The sequence below is a fragment of the Streptomyces sp. NPDC050625 genome (assembly GCF_040654755.1).
Classification (GTDB): Bacteria; Actinomycetota; Actinomycetes; order Streptomycetales; family Streptomycetaceae; genus Streptomyces.
This window is the reverse complement of record NZ_JBFAIQ010000015.1, coordinates 44,506-60,575: the sequence shown is the minus strand read 5'-3', so window position 1 is coordinate 60,575 and position 16,070 is coordinate 44,506. Positions and strand designations below refer to the sequence as shown.

Below are 16,070 nucleotides of genomic sequence, written 5' to 3'. Positions count from 1 at the left end.
GGGAGTACCCGAGGCCGGCCATGGGCGAGGACGACCCGAACCTGGACAGTAGATATCCTGGATGTTCCATGTCAAGGTTCCGGTTCGTCTGCCTGTTGGCTTCACGGCTTCACCAGGACATAAAATGTCCACATCATGCGAATGAGTAAGGGCGTCGAGTGGGCCCTGCACACACTGCTGAACCTCCACATGGCCGGAGGCGGCCCGGTGGGGAACGGGCAACTCGCCGCAATGCACGGGTTGTCGGCCACCTACTTGAACAAGCAGTTGCAGCTGCTGGTCAAGGCAGAGTTGCTCACATCCATCCCCGGCGCGCACGGCGGGTTTCGGCTGGCGAGAGGGCTCGAGCGGATCACCCTTCTCGACGTCGTCCAGGCGATCGAGGGTGACGTCAGACTCTTCCATTGCGCCGAAATCCGTTGCTGCGGCCGAGCGGGAGAGATCGAACCGCAACCCACGGAGGCCTGCCCGGTCAAGGCGGCCATGGTCCGCGCGGAGGACGCCTGGCGGCAGGCGCTAGCGGCCCAGACTCTGGCCGAGATCCAGGCGGAATTGGACAGGCGCCCCGCCATCGCCCGTGCGGTGCACACCGCATTGAACTGAGCGGTTGCCGACGGATCGGCGGGCAAGTCACACGAAGGCCACGTGCAGCGAGTCGCGCCGACGGCTCGTTGGGCGCCGGCATTGCCCGCTTCGTCGTTGTCCTACAGCTCCGCACGCACGTGCGCGCGACCGCGACCGGGATCCCCAGGGACCCCTGGATCTCGGGCCAACCGTTCCCGGCCAGGGGGTAGCCGGTGGCCCGCCGCGGCTGCGGTCCTAGTGGTAACGGAGCTCTCCTTCGCGAGATGAATCCCTGACGTCCATGAGAGGGGTCAGCAGTGCGCGGATCCGTGGATTGTGGCGGCGAGGTCCGCGGCTCCGATGACACCGGAGTGGATACCGAGCTCCGCGGGCCTGACCGTGACGTGTCCTCGGCTGGAGGAGGGATGGAACGCGGCAAGCGCCGTGTCCACGTACTCGACGAAGCGTTTGTCGCTCCCCAGCCCGCCACCGAGTACCACCTCTCCCGGATCGAGGAAGGCTGCCATGGTCGTGAGCCCATGGGCGAGGTGCCCACTGACCCACTCGACGATGTGCACGGCGGCCGGGTCACCGTCCGCCGCAGCGCGGAGCACCTCTTCGCCCGTGACCGGTCCCGGACGCCAGTTCCGGCGCCGGGCTTCGGCTCGGAGGGCGGAACCACTGGCGTACTGCTCCCAGCAGCCACTGGCCCCGCACTTACACGGGTGGCCACCGATCACCAGCGGAATGTGTCCGAGTTCCGCGCCCAGGCCGTGGTGGCCCACGAGCAATCGGTTACTGACGACCAAACCGCCGCCTATGCCGGTGCCTATCGTGATCAGCACCGTGTTCGTCCTGCCCCGCCCGGCGCCGAACCGGTGCTCGGCCCACGCGGCGCAGTTTGCGTCGTTCTCGACATGGACCTGCCGGTCCAACGCCGCGCTCAGACGCTGTGCAAGGGACATGTCCGTCCAGCCCAGATTCGGGGCGGTGGTCACGACACGTGTCTTCGGGTCCACACCCCCTGGCAGTGCTACCCCGACATGCGCCACGGGATGCACGGCCAGGTAGCTCCGGGCCACGTCGAGGACCTGCTGGAGTGCGGTTTCCCCCATGCCCGTTACCGGTCGCGACCGCACTTCGTGGACAGTGCCGTCGGAGTGGACCAGCCCACTGGCGATCTTCGTTCCTCCGATGTCGATTCCGAGTGAGGGCACGTCAAGCACCTCGCGGTTGTTGTTGTGCACAGCAGGGCTTTCCGTTCGATAGGGGGGCGGTGAGGTACAAGGTTGACAGCCAGCTTACGATCTGTTCTGGTTGAACTCGAATACTTTCGATTCGCTCTCGGGTTGAACCAAATAGGAAGGTGTCCCTGGTGTCAAGCGCGCAGAGTGTGGCAACGAGGAACGCCAAGGATGTGGCGGTTGAGGTTCAGAGCCGGGCGGACGGGGCCGCGCCCTTCCGCATCGCTCTCATCGGATGCGGACGCATCGCGCAGGTGGCCCACGCTCCGGCCCTGGAAAAGGCCGAGAACATACAGCTCATGGCCGTATGCGATCCCAGCCACGAAGTGGCTCGAGCCGTCGCACAGCGGTACGGCGTACCGATTGTCACGACCGACCCCCAGACCCTGCTTTCGAATCCCGACATCGAAGCGGTGCTCATCGCCGCTCCGGACAGGTTCCATCACCAGCTGGCTGAGGCGGCGCTCAAGGCAGGCAAACATGTCCTTGTCGAAAAGCCCCTGGCCTCGACGACCGAGGACTGCGAGAGCTTGGTCGAGCTGAGCCGACAGTCAGGGCTGAAGCTTCAGGTCGGTGCCATGAAGCGGCACGATCCTGGACTGCAGTACGCCCGTCACTTCGTGGCGCGCAAGCTGGGGGAGGTCCGGTCCTTCAACGCCTGGTACCGCATCGGGACCATCCGGCCGGGAGTCGAGGCGACGCTTTTTCCCCATGTGTTCGCCGACGCGCAGGCGCGGCAGGTGGAGGCCGGTCACAAGGCCGACCGGGAACGCTATCTGCTGGCGACTCACGGCTCGCACATCTTTGACACCGTCCGTTTCCTGCTGGGCGACGTCAGATCGGTGACCGCGATCCACCGGGGATACGGCCGGGACCACGCGTGGAGCCTGCTCGTCACCCTCGCCTCCGGGGCGGTGGGAACCGTTGTGATCACGGTTGACGTGCCAGGAGACGGAGCCGAGGGCATCGAGGTCTTCGGATCCACCGGCCAGATCAGCGTGAACACGCACTTCCCGTTCTTCCGCAGGGCGTCGGACGTGTGGGCGTACAGCGACGCGGACGGGGCGGCCCTCGTCCCGGTCTTCGCCGACACAGACGCCTATGAGCGCCAACTGGAAGCGTTCGCGCATGCGGTACGAACCGATGGGCCGGCGGAGCCCGACGTCGAGGACGGCCTGGAAGCCGTACGGCTCATCGCCGCCGTCGCTGCGTCCGCCTCCACAGGCACGGAGGTCCTGCTGTGACGGCTGAGGACCTGTCCGCGAGGCTTGGCATCTTCGCCAGGACCTTCCGACGCACCAGCCCGGAACAAGTCGCCGATGCTGTTCGCGCGGCAGGATACGCACTGGGCCACTGGAATTTCGCCGCGCTGGGACTGCCCACGCTCGCGGGTGGAGTCCCGCGCTCGGCCTTCCTCTCCGTCCGGCAGGCATTCGACGCCGCCAAGATCGGCATTCCCAGCGTCTCCTGCACCTACAACGTCATCCACCCGGATACGACGCAACGCAATAAACAAACGGACGAAGCCCGTCGGCTCATCAGCCATGTCGGGCTGTTGGGGGCAGACGTCGTCACCCTGTGCACCGGAACGCGGGATCCGGACGACATGTGGCGCGGTCATCCGGCGAACGGCGCGAGCGACGCGTGGAAGGACCTGCGGGCCACACTCGACGAACTCCTGCCCGCTACGGCAGAAGCCGGCGTCGTGCTGGGCGTCGAACCGGAACCGGGAAACGTGGTGCGCGACGCGCAGCATGCCGCCCGGCTCCTGGCGGAGCTCGGTGACTCCGCTCCGATCGGCATCGTCTTCGACCCGGCCAACCTCCTGACCCCCAGCACGGTTCACCAGCAGGAACAGATCCTGAAGGAAGCCGTCGACCTGTTGGGCCCCCGCATCATCGGGGCACAGGCCAAGGACGTGGTCGACGGCGGGTACTCGGCCGCAGGGGCGGGCAGCATGGACTACGACCTGGTCTTTCGCCTGCTCGCGCAGATCGATCCGGTGCCTGTGATCGTGCAGGACGCCACAGAGGGCGACGCCCGCCGCGTACGCGACGACCTCGTGCATCGGCACGCGGCCGCAGGAGTCGGCCCGTGACCACATGGCCGGGGCCAAACCGTCGCGACGGACTTGTCTCCCATACCGTGGTGGGCCAGGGCGATCCCGTGGTCCTGCTGCACGGCTTGGGGGGCGACCGGCACCAGGCGCTCGGCCTTCTTCCCGCCGATGCCCCCCTCCAGCGGATCGTTCCCGAGATGCCGGGCCACGGGGCGACGGACCTGTTGGACCACGAGCCCGTGTCCTTCCCATACTTCGCCGCTCTGGTCGCCGATCTGCTGGACACCCTCGCCGCCGCCGATCGCTGCACCACACCGGTGACCGTGGCAGGTGTCTCGATGGGCGCCGGTGTCGCCTTGGCACTCGCCGCCCAGCGACCGGACCTGGTGGAACGTATGGTGCTCATCCGCCCGTCCTGGTTGGACGTGAGTCCGGCGCCGAACCTGGCTGTCTTCGAAACCGTCGCCGGCCTTCTGGGCCGGCGGGGGCCGATCGCGGGAAAGGACGCCTATCAAAAGACCGCGACCCACCGTGAGTTGGAGCACCACGCCCCGGCCATGGCGCTGTCCGTGCTTGGCCAGTTCACGCGGCCGAATGCCGTGGCGCACGCTCGCGTGCTCGCGGAGATGCCGCACAGCCTGCCGCTGCCCGACCGCGACAGTTACAAACGCCTTCGCGTGCCCGCACTCGTACTGGTCGCCCCGCACGATCCGGTGCACGCCGAGCAGATCGGCAGCACGATCGCCAGCTGGCTGCCCCGCGCGAGCCTCGACACCGTACCCAGAAAGCATGTGGACTCCACCGAGCACGATCTGGCGATCAAGAAGAGGCTGACTCAGTACCTAACGAAACAATTCGAAGGCTGATAGCTTCCCCATATGAGCACCACCGAGAAGCACCTCTTCGCCGAGGAACGCCGACAGCGGATCCTCGCCCTGGTCGAGGCCCAAGGGCGGGTCCGCATCGCCGAACTGCAGGCAGCGTTGAAGGTGTCCGAACCTACGATCCGCAAGGATCTCAGCCTGCTGGAGCAAGCAAGGAAGCTCAGGAGGACGCACGGCGGGGCCATCGCCGTGCGTCCGCAGGTGGAGCCCACGATCGACGACCGGAGCACACTGCATGCCGAGGCCAAGGAGCTGATTGCCAAGGCGTGTCTGCGGGAGATCGCCCGCGGCGATTCTCTGTTCCTCGACAGCGGAACAACGGTGCAGCGCATCGCTGACCTACTGGATCAGCCTCACGTCAATGTCGTCACCAACGCACTGGGAGTGGCCGGCGCACTTGCCGATCGCGGGGATGTCCGCCACACGCTCCTGGGGGGATCGGTCCGTTCCCTCGGCGGCTCACTCGTCGGCCCGATAGCCCTCGAAACCCTGCAGCGGTTCACGGTGAACACCGCCTTCATCAGCGCCAGTGGATTCAGCGGCAGCGGCATCTCGGTCGCCGATGTCGCCGAGGCCCAGGTCAAGCAAGCGGTGCTCGAGCGCGCCCGGCGGGTCATCGTACCGATGGACAGCAGCAAGTTCGGCATCGACGACTTCGTGACGGTCTGCACCCTGGACCGCATCGACATGATCGTCACGGAAGCAGCGGGTGACGACGTTCGCGCCTTGTGCGATGCGCACGGTGTGCGGCTGGAGGTCGTCGGGGCCTAGGCAGGTCAAGGACAAATCCGACGACTCGCGGTCGGGTGATGGCTGAGTGCCATCACCCGACCGCTGTGTTTCTCACGGTTGCACGGGCCGGACCCCGGTATCGCATGTCCACCGGCACCGCTCGCACGGCATCCCTCGAATGCTTCCCACGCCTTTCGAAAAGGAGCATCCAGCATCGAATCGAGCCCTGCACACCGGTTGACACCCACCCTGGGCTAGTTAACACTCACGACCAGACGTAAGTTTTCGCAAGCTCGAAACGAAAGTAAAGCAATGGAAACGATACGTGGCGGCAGAGGCCGCAGATCGGTCGGCCTGTACACCGCGGCAGCGGTGGGGCTCGGAAGTCTCTTCCTGGCCGCATGCGGAGCCAATTCGACCGCACCGTCCTCAAACAGCCAGGACGGCTCAGGAACCCAGCCGCCCGCAGGTGCCACCGAGGGCACCATCGGCGTGATCCTCCCCGAAACCGCGACATCGGCACGCTGGGAGTCCTTCGACAAGCCCTTCCTCGTCAAGGCACTGGCGGCCGAGGGCTACGCGGCGAAGGTGGAGAATGCCCAGGGAGACGTCCAGAAGTTCGCCAATCTCGCGGACGGCATGATCGCCTCCCAGGTCAAGGCCCTCATCATCGCCTCCCCCAACGCCAAAGTCGGCGCCGCTGTTCAGGCCAAGGCCGAGCGGGCCGGCATCCCCACCGTCGACTACGACCGGCTCAACGCCGGGGGACGCACCAAGTACTACGTCTCCTTCGACAACGTCCAGGTCGGCGAACTGCAGGGACGAGCCCTGATCGATGCCCTCAAGGACAAGCCGGGTGCCCAGGTGATCCAGATCGAGGGTGCACCTGACGAGAACAACGCCGTGCTGTTCCACCGCGGCCAGATGAAGGTACTCCAACCGCTGTACGACAAGGGCACGCTGAAGCTGGTCCGTGACCGGTACACCCCCAACTGGGACAACCAGCTCGGGGGGAAGGCGTTCGAACAGATCCTCACCGCCAACAACGGCCGGGTCGACGGCGTGATCGCGGCCAACGACGGCATGGCCGGCGCCGTGATCACCGTCCTGAAGAAGAACCGCTTGAACGGATCAGTGCCGGTCACCGGGCAGGACGCGACACTCAGCGGCCTGCAGTCGATCCTTCGTGGCGACCAGCTGATGACCGTCTTCAAAGCCGTGAAGCTGGAAGCCGACGCGGCGGCAAAGCTCGCCGTGGCCCTGGCCAATGGCGACACGGGCGGCGCCGACGCCTATGCGAAGCAGACCACGGTGGACCCCGTGACCAAGGCCAAGATCAGGTCAGTGCTCCTCAAGCCGCAGTCGGTCGGCAAGAACGAGGTCAAGCAGGTCGTCGACCAGGGCTATGTGACCGCCAAGCAGCTGTGCACCGCAGATCTCGCCAAGACCTGCGCCGAGCTCGGCATCTCCTGAACGGATGCTGACCGACATCCCTGCCCGAGCCGCGACCCCGAGGAACATGGCATGACCGAGAAGCTTCTGGAACTCTGCGCGGTGAGCAAGGCCTTCGGGCCCGTGCGGGTACTGCACGAGGTGGACTTCACCGTCCGCGCGGGTGAAGTCATCGCGCTGGTGGGCGACAACGGCGCGGGCAAGTCGACCACAGTGAAGTGCATCGCGGGCATTCACCCGATCGACTCCGGCGTGATCAGGTTCCGCGGCGAGGAAGTGCACCTCAATGACCCTCGCGCCGCCTCCCATCTCGGCATCGAGGTCGTTTACCAGGACCTGGCTCTCGCCGACAACCTTGACATCGTCCAGAACATGTTCCTCGGTCGCGAACGGGGAAGCAGCTGGAGGCTCGACGAAGCGGGAATGGAGGAAGCGGCCCGGCGAACGCTCACGTCACTGTCCGTGCGAACCGTCACAACGGTCCGCACCCCGGTGTCCTCCCTGTCCGGGGGGCAGCGCCAGACCGTCGCCATCGCCAAGTCGGTGCTGTGGGACAGCCAGGTCATACTGCTGGACGAACCAACGGCCGCGCTGGGAGTGGCCCAGACCAAGCAGGTGCTGGAACTGGTCCGGCGGCTGGCTCACCAGGGTCGCGGCGTCGTCCTCATCAGCCACAACCTCTCCGACGTTTTCGAAGTCGCCGACCGTATCGCGGTCCTCCACCTGGGGCGGCTCGTCGCCGAGGTGAAGACGAAGGACGTAACTCAAAGCAAGGTCGTGGAGCTCATCACCACCGGGCGCTCAGGCGGCATGGGCCTGCCGGCCGCGGCGACGGACGTCGCATAGTTCGTAGGAGCTTGATAATGGACACCCTCTCCCCTGTTCACAGCCCTGAACGGCTCGCGGACTTCGGCGACGACACTGCCGCACGGTCAACCTCCCAGGCGGTCCGGGACTATCTCTCCAGGCTTCGCGCAGGCGAATTGGGTTCGATACCCGCCCTGCTCGGCCTGGCCGTCCTCGTCACCGTCTTCGCCTCCGTGTCGGACGTGTTTCTCTCCCTTGCCAATCTGGCGAATCTGCTGTCCCAGAGCGCCGGCACGATGATCATTTCCATGGGTCTGGTCTTCGTTCTGATCACCGCTGAGATAGACGTTTCGGCGGGGACCGCATCCGGTCTCACCGCCGCCGTGCTGGCACTCCACTACACGAGCGACGGCAATCTCCTCACCGGCATGGGAACCACCGTCTTCTACACGTTCATCGTCGTGCTGTGCGTCGCGATCGCGGCCGCAGTGGCGATGCGGCTATGGGCCGCCGCAGTGCTGTCGGCGGTGCCCATCTTCCTCATGCTGGCGGGATTCACCGGCAATCCGTGGATCGAGATGCTGCTCGCCGTCACCGTCGGCGGAGCCATCGGAACCCTGACCGGTTTCCTCGTGGCGAAGGTACGAATCCCCTCCTTCGTCATCACGTTGGCGCTCTTCCTTACGTGGCAGGGAGTCATCCTCAAGCTCATCGGCACCGGAGGAGTGCTCGGCATCCGCACCTCGCCGATCCTCGACAACGTCGCGAACGGCAACCTCGACGTCTGGCAGAGCTGGCTCCTCTACGCCCTAGTCACGGCCGGATACTCAACTGTCACCATCGGCCGCCATCTCGCACGGACACGCCGGGGGAACCACACCCAGCCCATGCCGCTCATACTGCTGAAAATCGCCGCGGTGGTCGTCCTGGGAGCCCTGGCCACATGGCTGCTCACACTCAACAGATCCACCAACCCCGGCCACCACTTGTCCGGCGTTCCCTATGTCGTACCCGTGGTCCTGGTGCTGCTCGTGGCCGGCACTTACGTTCTCAGCCGAACCAAGTACGGCCTGCACATCTACGCCGTCGGAGGCAACGCGGAAGCCGCCCGCCGGGCCGGCGTCAACGTCGACCGGATCAAGGGGAGTGTCTTCGTCGTCTCCTCATGTTTCGCAGCCATTGGCGCCATCGTCTACTCGTCGAAGGTCGGATCCGTCGACCCCTCAGCAGGAGGCCTCAACACCCTCCTGTTCGCGGTCGGTGCCGCGGTCATCGGTGGCACGTCGCTGTTCGGCGGGCGCGGGCGCCTTTCGAACGCCGTACTCGGAGGTCTGGTCCTCGCGGTGGTCGAGAACGGCCTGGGCCTGGTGGATCAGCCCGCCGCCATCGTCTCCATCGTCACCGGCCTGGTCCTCGCCCTGGCCGCAGCAGTTGACGCACTGTCACGCCGACGTGCCCAGGCCTTCTAGCCGCCGTCCACAGCCTTTACACACAAGGGAAAGCAAGACGATGCACGCCATTCGCTACGACCACGCACGTGTGCACTATCTCGCCGACCTGGACACCCCCCAGCCGGGTCCAGGCGAAGTGCAACTGGCCGTCCGGTCCACGGGCGTCTGCGGCACCGACGTCCACCTCCATCACGGTGAGTTCGGACCGGTGTACCCACTCACCCCGGGTCACGAGGTCGTCGCCGAAGTCACAGAACTCGGAGACGGCGTAACCCATCTGGCGACAGGCCAGATCGTGGCGGTGGACAACATGGTGCCTTGCGGCACCTGCCCCTCCTGCCAGAGGGCTCAGCCAGGTTTCTGCGACTTCATGCGTGCCTTCGGGCACACAGCACCAGGCGGCTTCGCGGAGTTCATGGTCGCGCCCGCGACCCGCTGCCACCCCGTCGACGACATCGACATCGACACGGCGGTACTGGCCGAGCCGATCTCGTGCGCCGTCCACGGCCTGGACGTCCTCGACGCGCCCACCGGCAGCGACGTGCTGCTCCTCGGGGCAGGCCCCACGGGGCTCATCCTCACCCAGCTCCTGCGCAGCGGAGGCAGCGGCCGGCTGACCGTCGCGTCGTCGACGGCGTTCAAACTCGAACTGGCCGCCGGCTACGGAGCAGACGAGACCGTACAAACCCGCTTCACCGGCGACGCCACCTCAGTCGCTCCCCTGCGAAAGATCGCCCCGGACGGATTCGACATCGTCATCGACGCGACGGGCTCGGTGGACGCCATCGGCCACGGCACCAGTCTGCTGCGCAACGGCGGAACCATGCTGGTGTACGGGATGACAGCCGAGCAGGCGCTGGTGCCCTTCCGGCCCTACGACATCTTCCGCCGTGAGCTCACCATCAAGGGCTCGTTCGCCCGCTCCTACGGATTCGACCGGGCCGTGCGCATGCTTCGGACCGGCCGCGTACGTGCCGAGGGCTTCGTCACGCACCGCTTCGGGCTGTCCGAATACGGCGAGGCGATCCGGACGGTAGCCAATGACTCCACCTGTCTGAAGGCAGTGATCCAGCCGTGACGGCCGGCCGTACACCGACTGCGCCGGATCGTCCCGCAACCGACAGGTCACCCGAGACCCAGTCCCTCGAGCTGACATGTGATCGCGTCCTCTTCGACTGCGACGGTGTCCTCGTCGCCTCCACCACGGCAGGCGAGATGGCCTGGACACAATGGGCCGCCGAATACGGACTCGAACCCTCGCGAGTCCTCGACGGAATCCACGGCAGAAGATCCGCGGACACCATCGCGCTCTTCCTCCCGCCTGAACGGCATCAGGAAGCTCTGGCCAGGATCGAGACCATAGAGATCGCCGGGGCCGCGCGCTGCACCCCCATCCCGGGGGCAGCCGCGCTCCTCGCAGCCCTCACCGGAAAATGGGCACTCGTCACCTCCGCGACCGGGGCACTGGCAACCGCGCGCCTTAAGGCCGCGGGCCTGCCCCGGCCTCACACCCTGATCACGGGCGAAGACGTCGCCCGCGGCAAGCCCGCACCGGACGGCTATGCGGAGGCCGCACGCCGCCTCGGTGTGCGTCCCGGAGCCTGCGTCGTTGTCGAGGACAGTCCCACCGGCATCCGTGCCGGCCATGCGGCAGGTGCCCGGCACGTATTGGGCGTGGGCCGGACAGCCCTCAACACCTCGGCCCACACCGTGGTCAAGGACCTGTCCGGGGTGAGCTGGACGGGCAACAGCCTGCGCATCGACGGCACGTCGCTCATTCCCCCCGGTCCGACCGCCTGCCTCCAAGCACCGTAATCACGCATATCTTCGGAGACTTCCATGTTGCTCGGCATCAACCCCCTGCTGTCCCCCGACCTTCTGCACGCGCTGAGATCCATGGGACACCGCCAGGACATCGCCATCGTCGACGCCAACTTCCCGTGCGATCCGTCCAAGCACAGAGTGATACGCCTCGACGGTGTCACCGCCACTGACGCGCTCGAAGCGGTCCTGTCCGTCCTTCCCGTCGAGAAGGACGAACCGGAAAGCACCTGGCGGATGATTGCTTACGACGACCCATCATATATTCTGCCGATTTTCGCCGAGTTCAGCGACATCGTCGACCAGCACGTCCCTGATGCCGAAGTCCACGCGATCCAGCCCGCCGAATTCAAGGCGATGGCCCTCGATGCCTATGTCGTGGTCGTCACCGGTGAACGCCGACTCTACGGAGGGATCGTCGTCCGCAAGGGAGTCGTCCCACCCCCCGGCGAGTGAGCGAGCGGCGCACGCAAAGGAGTTCAAGGTGTTGACGGCACGGACACTCGCGGAAGTCCGAGGCGTCCTGGCACCCGCATCGGCTTTCCACGACCCCAGTCGACGCCCACTTGCCGTCTCGATCACCCGCCGCGAGTCTACGGTCACCAGCGCCACACACGCGCCTCAAAAAAGTGGTTCTGGATCACTTTCAGTGCCGGAGCCACGGAGGGTCACCACAACCGTGATCATGAACGGCCGCGCGCGGTGAGCAGGACCCGCTTGCGGAGGAGGTCGAAGTTGGCGCGGCCGAACATCTGTCGCTTGAGCATCTTGATCTTGTTGTTCTGGCCCTCGACGGCTCCGGAGCTGTAGCGGAGGCTGAGGCCCTCGACGACTGCGTCCAGGTCCTGGCCCAGGCCGGTGACGAAGGTGTGCAGGGCGGGAAGGTCGTCGGCCTGGACGTGGGTGATCCACTGGTCCAGGTGTTTGCCCTGCCGGTCGTTCATCAACTCGGCGAACTCGCGGACATGGTGGGCGGTTCGGTCGAGGGCGAGGCAGCGGGCCAGGATCGCTTTGAGCTGCTGGGCCTGGTCGTCGGTGAGACGGTCGGGATGGCGGGTGAGCCAGCTGGTCACGTCCCGCACGGACGGAACCTTGCGGGGCGGGGTGGGTGGAAAGTCCGCGCGGAGCTTGGCCACGTAGACCTTCACGACGTTCTCGCCGCCGGGGTAGCCGCGCTCGCGTACTTCCTCGAACAGGCAGCGGGCGACGGTGCAGCCCTCGGCCCACCGCCGGTGCAGGTAGGGCTTGTAGGGGGCGAGGATGCTGGTGCGGCCGGTTCACTGTCCGACCAGGAGCTCATCCGCACTCGCCGCGTGTGCGTAGCGGCGCACGGTGTTGCGGGCCAGTCCCAGCCGGCCGCCCGATTTCCCGCATCGCAATGCCTTGTTCGAGCAGAGCGTGAACGGCCTTGTGCTGCTCGCGAACCCGGTCGTCCAGGCGGCCGGTGGTCCGCGGCCCCGCGGGAGTCAAGTCGAGGTGCAGCCCTTCCATGGCCTCGGCAGCTGCGGCGGTGGTGTCCTGGCGCTCGCGCAGCAGGGCACGGTGCTGGACGACGGTCTTCTCGACGGCCTCGGTGAGGTTCGACCAGATGTGCCACCGATCTGCAACATGCACCGCGTCCGGGGCGCCGAGGCGTCCGGCCTCAGCGTAAGCGGTGGAGCTGTCCCTGCAGATCACCTCGACGCCGGGATGCTCGGCGAGCCACCGGGCCACACTCGCAGTGCTGCGGTCCGGCAGCAGGTCGACGGGCTGGTGTTTCGATGTCGAGCAGGATGGTGCCGTAGTTGTGGCCCTTGCGAAGCGCGAAGTCGTCGACCCCGAGCACCCGCGGTGTTGAGGTCTCGGGGTCCTGCAGGCGGCGGACCAGCCGTAGCAGGGTCGAGTGGCTTACCTTGGCCGCCAGGGCGTGGGACAGGCGGGAACCGGCCCGGCCGGCCAGCAACTCGCCTCGGGGATGACACTTCGACTACAACACCTTTGATCTGGTGGAACCACAAGTCCTGGAGGAGTACATCAGCCACAGCCGTTCGTGATCACGGTCGTGGTGACCCTCATGGCTCCGGCACTGAAAGTGATCCAGAACCACTTTTCGCGCGTCGCCGACACACACCAACATATCTGCGCCCTTCCGCACCTGGGTCTGGCACGGACCGTGCGGCACGGCCGCCTGTTGCCGGGTCCGCGGCGGGACCGCGGACCCGGCGGCAGAGGTCACTCGACCTTGGCGGCAGCGTGATTGGGCGTCAACGTCACTGTTGCGACCTCGCCGCGCACGGTCTCAGCGCAGAGGAACACGGCAAGGAACGACACCGCCGCCATCAGCAACAGATAGAGCGCCACGGCAACGGTTGTGTGGAACTCTGCGTACAGGGCGGTGGCGATGATGGGGGCCATCGCGCCGCCCGCCACCGCTCCGATCTGGTACCCCACGGACACTCCGGAGTACCGGACTTGCGCTCCGAACATCTCGGAGAACAGTGCCGGTGTGGGCCCGTAGGTGAGGCTGAAGAAGATCTGAGCCACGACCAGGGCGAGCGCGATTAGCACTCCGGATCCCGTGTTCACCAGCAAGAACATCGGGAACACCCAGACCGCCAAGAGCGTTGTGCCCGTCAGGAAGACTTTGCGTCGACCGATCCGGTCGGACAAGGCCGCGGCGAACGGGATCGCCACCCCGGAAGCGACAGCGGAGACCAGGACACCGACCAGAACGGTGTTCCGGGGAAGGTAGAGCGTCTGAGTGGCGTAGGACAGCATGTACACCGTCAGGATGTAATACGCGGCGGCGTTGATGACCGTTGCGCCGGCGGCGATGAGAATCTCTTTCGGGTGTGTGCGCAGCAGGTCGAGCAGGGGCGCACGTCTGGGCTTCTCCGCCCGCGGGGCCGTTTTCGCCGAGCGTGTCTCCTCGATACGCGACTGCGCGAAGAGACCTATTCCGATGAGGAAAACGCTCAGCAGGAAGGGGATCCGCCATCCCCATGCCAGGAATGCTTCCGACGACATCAGTGCCGACAGGGCCAGGAACATGAGGTTGGACCAGATCAGTGCGATCGGTACGCCGAGCTGCGCGAAGCTGCCGTAAAGTCCCCGCTTGCCCTCGGGCGCGGTTTCTGTCACCAGCAGCACGGCGCCGCCCCATTGGCCGCCCAGCGCCAGCCCCTGAAGCAACCGCAACGCGACCAGCAGGATCGGCGCTGCGACGCCGATCGCGGAGTACGTGGGCAGCAAACCGATCGCCGTGGTTGCTGCCCCCATGGTCATCATGGCGGCGACCAGGGTGGGCTTGCGGCCGAATTTGTCACCGAAGTGACCGAACAGCGCAGCCCCCACCGGCCGGATCAGGAATCCGACAGCGAAGGTACTGAGTGCGAGCAAGGTACCCGCCACGGAGTCGACGGTCGGAAAGAACAGTTTGTTCAGTACGAGGGCCGCCGCCGATGCGTAGATGAAGAAGTCGTACCATTCGATGGCCGATCCCGCCACGCTGACAAGGATGTTCTTTCTGAGTTGCTGACGTGGGACGAGTTGGGGAGCTTGCTGATCCATGGGAACTCCGATGAGCGGATTGATCGGGGATGTGAACAGCGAACCTCACTGTGGGGGAGATGCCGTGGGTGGCGGTCCGAGGCGACGGCCGCTAGTCGGCTGAGCTGATCGTTCGCTGGTTTCGGGCCAGGTCGCCCAGTCCTTCGATGACCTTCCGGAGAATCGCTTGGGTCGGTGTGTCTCCGGACAGCCCGTCGTCAGCGGTCAGATGCTGGGCGGCGTACGGAAGGACGAATTCGGGTTGCCTCAGTACGTTCGCGTCCATCTTGTGGAGGACGATGCGCAGCCCGAGCTGCGCGCGGATGGTGCCCAGTGGGCCCAGCGAGGCGCCGATGATGGCCACCGGCTTGTGCTCGAGGACGGGTGGGCCGTACTCGACAGGACGGGACAGCCAGTCCAGCGCGTTCTTCAGTACGCCAGGGATGGCTGCGTTGTACTCCGGTGTGGCGATCAGTACGGCATCCGCCGTGCTGATCCGGCGTCGCAGGTCGGCCACGGCACTTGGTGCGGGGTGTTCGGCGTCTTCGTTGAAGGGTGGAATCGCGGCCAGATCGAGGAAGCGGTCGAGGACCATCTCCGGTGGCGCGAGGTATTCCGCGGCGGTGAGCAGTCGGGCGTTGTACGACTCCTTCCGCAGGCTTCCCGACAGGGCGAGGATCGTGAGTTCCGGCATGTGCGTGCCTTTCACCAGACTCAGGTGTTCTGCTAGGAGGCTTCTGGCTCCATGAGCCAGAGGTCGGGGAAGGGGATCTTGCGCGCCTGCTCGGAGAGCCAGTCGAGCCCGCTGGTCCCGTAGTAGGCGGGCCGGTGGCCGAATGTGCGTCGCGTCGCCACCAGGTGCAGGTGCTCGTACTGGCCGTATCCTTCGGCGACGCGCATCAGTTCCTCGCCGCATGCGCGCAGGTCGGCCAGGCGGGTATCGCCGCCGTAGAAGACCGCCGTCCAGGCGCGCGCAACGTCCGGGTGTGCCTCGTGCTGTGTTTCCGGCTCACCGTTGAGGATCCTGTCCGGGATGGCGAGGCCACGTCGATGGAGCACGGCCAATACCTCGTCGTACACGCTCGGCGACTTGAGAATCTCCAGCAGCCTGGCATGTTCCGACGTCATCGAGGCGACCGGATGCGCCAGTTCTGGCTGCTTGATCCCGAGCCGGATCACGAGCTCGCGGAATTTCCACGACTGCAGGGACGAGGACTTGCCGTACGTCGAGCCAAGTCCTGCCTTGATCGGCAGGAAGTCACCTGCCGTCATCCACTCCAGTGACCGCCAGGAGGCGTTGAGCCCGCCCCAGTGATCGGCCGCGCGTCGCAGCGACGCCGTGGCGGCCGGCACATCATCGCCGCGCAAGTGCTGTGCCGCGAACTGGAGTTCACTACAGATGAGAGAGAAGTAGAGCTCCTGCACCTGGCAAATCACCAGGAACGACTGCTCACCTTCGGTGTCGGTGACAGGTTCCTGCAAGGAGTGCAGTACATCCGCCTTCAGGTACGCGTTGTAAGCCGACATG

16 protein-coding genes and 1 pseudogene are annotated in these 16,070 nt (G+C 66.0%); 11 read left to right on the top strand and 6 right to left on the bottom strand.

Going from position 1 to position 16,070, the window contains the following annotated elements:
* Positions 1-135: 135 nt before the first annotated feature.
* On the top strand, positions 136-603 hold the full coding sequence (locus tag AB0I54_RS28605) for an Rrf2 family transcriptional regulator (protein ID WP_363299034.1): 468 nt from the start codon (positions 136-138) through the stop codon (positions 601-603).
* 272 nt (positions 604-875) lie between these two features.
* Here AB0I54_RS28605 and AB0I54_RS28600 read toward each other — a convergent pair whose 3' ends face one another.
* The gene (locus tag AB0I54_RS28600) at positions 876-1,781 is read right to left on the bottom strand and encodes an ROK family protein (RefSeq protein WP_363299033.1); all 906 of its coding nucleotides are present in this window, start codon (positions 1,779-1,781) and stop codon (positions 876-878) included.
* A 200-nt stretch (positions 1,782-1,981) separates the two neighbouring features.
* On the opposite strand from AB0I54_RS28600, the gene AB0I54_RS28595 reads away from it, so the two are divergent.
* From AB0I54_RS28595 to AB0I54_RS28550, 10 genes are all read left to right on the top strand, one after another.
* Positions 1,982-3,052, top strand: a complete 1,071-nt coding sequence (locus AB0I54_RS28595) for a Gfo/Idh/MocA family oxidoreductase (RefSeq protein WP_363299032.1) — start codon at positions 1,982-1,984, stop codon at positions 3,050-3,052.
* Positions 3,049-3,906, top strand: a complete 858-nt coding sequence (locus AB0I54_RS28590) for a sugar phosphate isomerase/epimerase (RefSeq protein ID WP_363299031.1) — start codon at positions 3,049-3,051, stop codon at positions 3,904-3,906. The genes AB0I54_RS28595 and AB0I54_RS28590 overlap by 4 nt, the downstream gene beginning before the upstream one ends.
* Complete coding sequence (locus AB0I54_RS28585; RefSeq protein WP_363299030.1) at positions 3,903-4,733, top strand: alpha/beta hydrolase; 831 nt, start codon at positions 3,903-3,905, stop codon at positions 4,731-4,733. The genes AB0I54_RS28590 and AB0I54_RS28585 overlap by 4 nt, the downstream gene beginning before the upstream one ends.
* Positions 4,734-4,745: 12 nt before the next feature.
* Complete coding sequence (locus AB0I54_RS28580) at positions 4,746-5,522, top strand: DeoR/GlpR family DNA-binding transcription regulator (protein WP_363299029.1); 777 nt, start codon at positions 4,746-4,748, stop codon at positions 5,520-5,522.
* A 273-nt stretch (positions 5,523-5,795) separates the two neighbouring features.
* Complete coding sequence (locus tag AB0I54_RS28575; protein ID WP_363299028.1) at positions 5,796-6,956, top strand: substrate-binding domain-containing protein; 1,161 nt, start codon at positions 5,796-5,798, stop codon at positions 6,954-6,956.
* Between the two features lie 51 nt (positions 6,957-7,007).
* The gene (locus AB0I54_RS28570; RefSeq protein ID WP_363299027.1) at positions 7,008-7,781 is read left to right on the top strand and encodes an ATP-binding cassette domain-containing protein; all 774 of its coding nucleotides are present in this window, start codon (positions 7,008-7,010) and stop codon (positions 7,779-7,781) included.
* 17 nt (positions 7,782-7,798) lie between these two features.
* Positions 7,799-9,211, top strand: a complete 1,413-nt coding sequence (locus AB0I54_RS28565; RefSeq protein WP_363299026.1) for an ABC transporter permease — start codon at positions 7,799-7,801, stop codon at positions 9,209-9,211.
* A 40-nt stretch (positions 9,212-9,251) separates the two neighbouring features.
* Positions 9,252-10,271, top strand: coding sequence for a zinc-dependent alcohol dehydrogenase family protein (locus AB0I54_RS28560; protein WP_363299025.1), 1,020 nt, complete (start codon positions 9,252-9,254; stop codon positions 10,269-10,271).
* Positions 10,268-11,008 (top strand): HAD-IA family hydrolase, encoded by a 741-nt coding sequence (locus tag AB0I54_RS28555; protein ID WP_363299024.1) that lies wholly within the window; start codon positions 10,268-10,270, stop codon positions 11,006-11,008. Before AB0I54_RS28560 ends, AB0I54_RS28555 begins: the two co-directional genes overlap by 4 nt.
* 24 nt (positions 11,009-11,032) lie before the next feature.
* Positions 11,033-11,470, top strand: a complete 438-nt coding sequence (locus tag AB0I54_RS28550) for an RbsD/FucU domain-containing protein (RefSeq protein ID WP_363299023.1) — start codon at positions 11,033-11,035, stop codon at positions 11,468-11,470.
* 227 nt (positions 11,471-11,697) lie between these two features.
* On the opposite strand, the gene AB0I54_RS28545 is transcribed toward AB0I54_RS28550, so the two are convergent.
* From AB0I54_RS28545 to AB0I54_RS28525, 5 genes and pseudogenes are all read right to left on the bottom strand, one after another.
* Positions 11,698-12,162 carry a transposase gene (locus AB0I54_RS28545; protein ID WP_363299022.1) on the bottom strand — a complete coding sequence of 155 codons (465 nt, stop codon included), beginning with the start codon at positions 12,160-12,162 and terminating at the stop codon, positions 11,698-11,700.
* A gap of 148 nt (positions 12,163-12,310) precedes the next feature.
* Positions 12,311-12,787: pseudogene (locus AB0I54_RS28540) on the bottom strand (transposase); the annotation flags it as partial.
* A 438-nt stretch (positions 12,788-13,225) separates the two neighbouring features.
* Positions 13,226-14,563 carry an MFS transporter gene (locus tag AB0I54_RS28535; RefSeq protein ID WP_363299021.1) on the bottom strand — a complete coding sequence of 446 codons (1,338 nt, stop codon included), beginning with the start codon at positions 14,561-14,563 and terminating at the stop codon, positions 13,226-13,228.
* 91 nt (positions 14,564-14,654) lie between these two features.
* Complete coding sequence (locus AB0I54_RS28530; RefSeq protein WP_363299020.1) at positions 14,655-15,236, bottom strand: NAD(P)H-dependent oxidoreductase; 582 nt, start codon at positions 15,234-15,236, stop codon at positions 14,655-14,657.
* Positions 15,237-15,268: 32 nt separating this feature from the next.
* Positions 15,269-16,069 (bottom strand): tryptophan 2,3-dioxygenase family protein, encoded by an 801-nt coding sequence (locus tag AB0I54_RS28525; RefSeq protein ID WP_363299019.1) that lies wholly within the window; start codon positions 16,067-16,069, stop codon positions 15,269-15,271.
* Position 16,070: the final 1 nt, after the last annotated feature.

What these genes read in the sequence shown, in the direction of transcription:
- AB0I54_RS28605 (WP_363299034.1), top strand. Translation starts at nt 136, where the DNA reads ATGCGAATGAGTAAGGGCGTCGAGTGGGCCCTGCACACACTGCTGAAC.
- AB0I54_RS28580 (WP_363299029.1), top strand. Translation starts at nt 4,746, where the DNA reads ATGAGCACCACCGAGAAGCACCTCTTCGCCGAGGAACGCCGACAGCGG.
- AB0I54_RS28575 (WP_363299028.1), top strand. Translation starts at nt 5,796, where the DNA reads ATGGAAACGATACGTGGCGGCAGAGGCCGCAGATCGGTCGGCCTGTAC.
- AB0I54_RS28570 (WP_363299027.1), top strand. Translation starts at nt 7,008, where the DNA reads ATGACCGAGAAGCTTCTGGAACTCTGCGCGGTGAGCAAGGCCTTCGGG.
- AB0I54_RS28565 (WP_363299026.1), top strand. Translation starts at nt 7,799, where the DNA reads ATGGACACCCTCTCCCCTGTTCACAGCCCTGAACGGCTCGCGGACTTC.
- AB0I54_RS28560 (WP_363299025.1), top strand. Translation starts at nt 9,252, where the DNA reads ATGCACGCCATTCGCTACGACCACGCACGTGTGCACTATCTCGCCGAC.
- AB0I54_RS28550 (WP_363299023.1), top strand. Translation starts at nt 11,033, where the DNA reads ATGTTGCTCGGCATCAACCCCCTGCTGTCCCCCGACCTTCTGCACGCG.
- AB0I54_RS28535 (WP_363299021.1), bottom strand. Translation starts at nt 14,563, where the DNA reads ATGGATCAGCAAGCTCCCCAACTCGTCCCACGTCAGCAACTCAGAAAG.
- AB0I54_RS28530 (WP_363299020.1), bottom strand. Translation starts at nt 15,236, where the DNA reads ATGCCGGAACTCACGATCCTCGCCCTGTCGGGAAGCCTGCGGAAGGAG.
- AB0I54_RS28525 (WP_363299019.1), bottom strand. Translation starts at nt 16,069, where the DNA reads ATGTCGGCTTACAACGCGTACCTGAAGGCGGATGTACTGCACTCCTTG.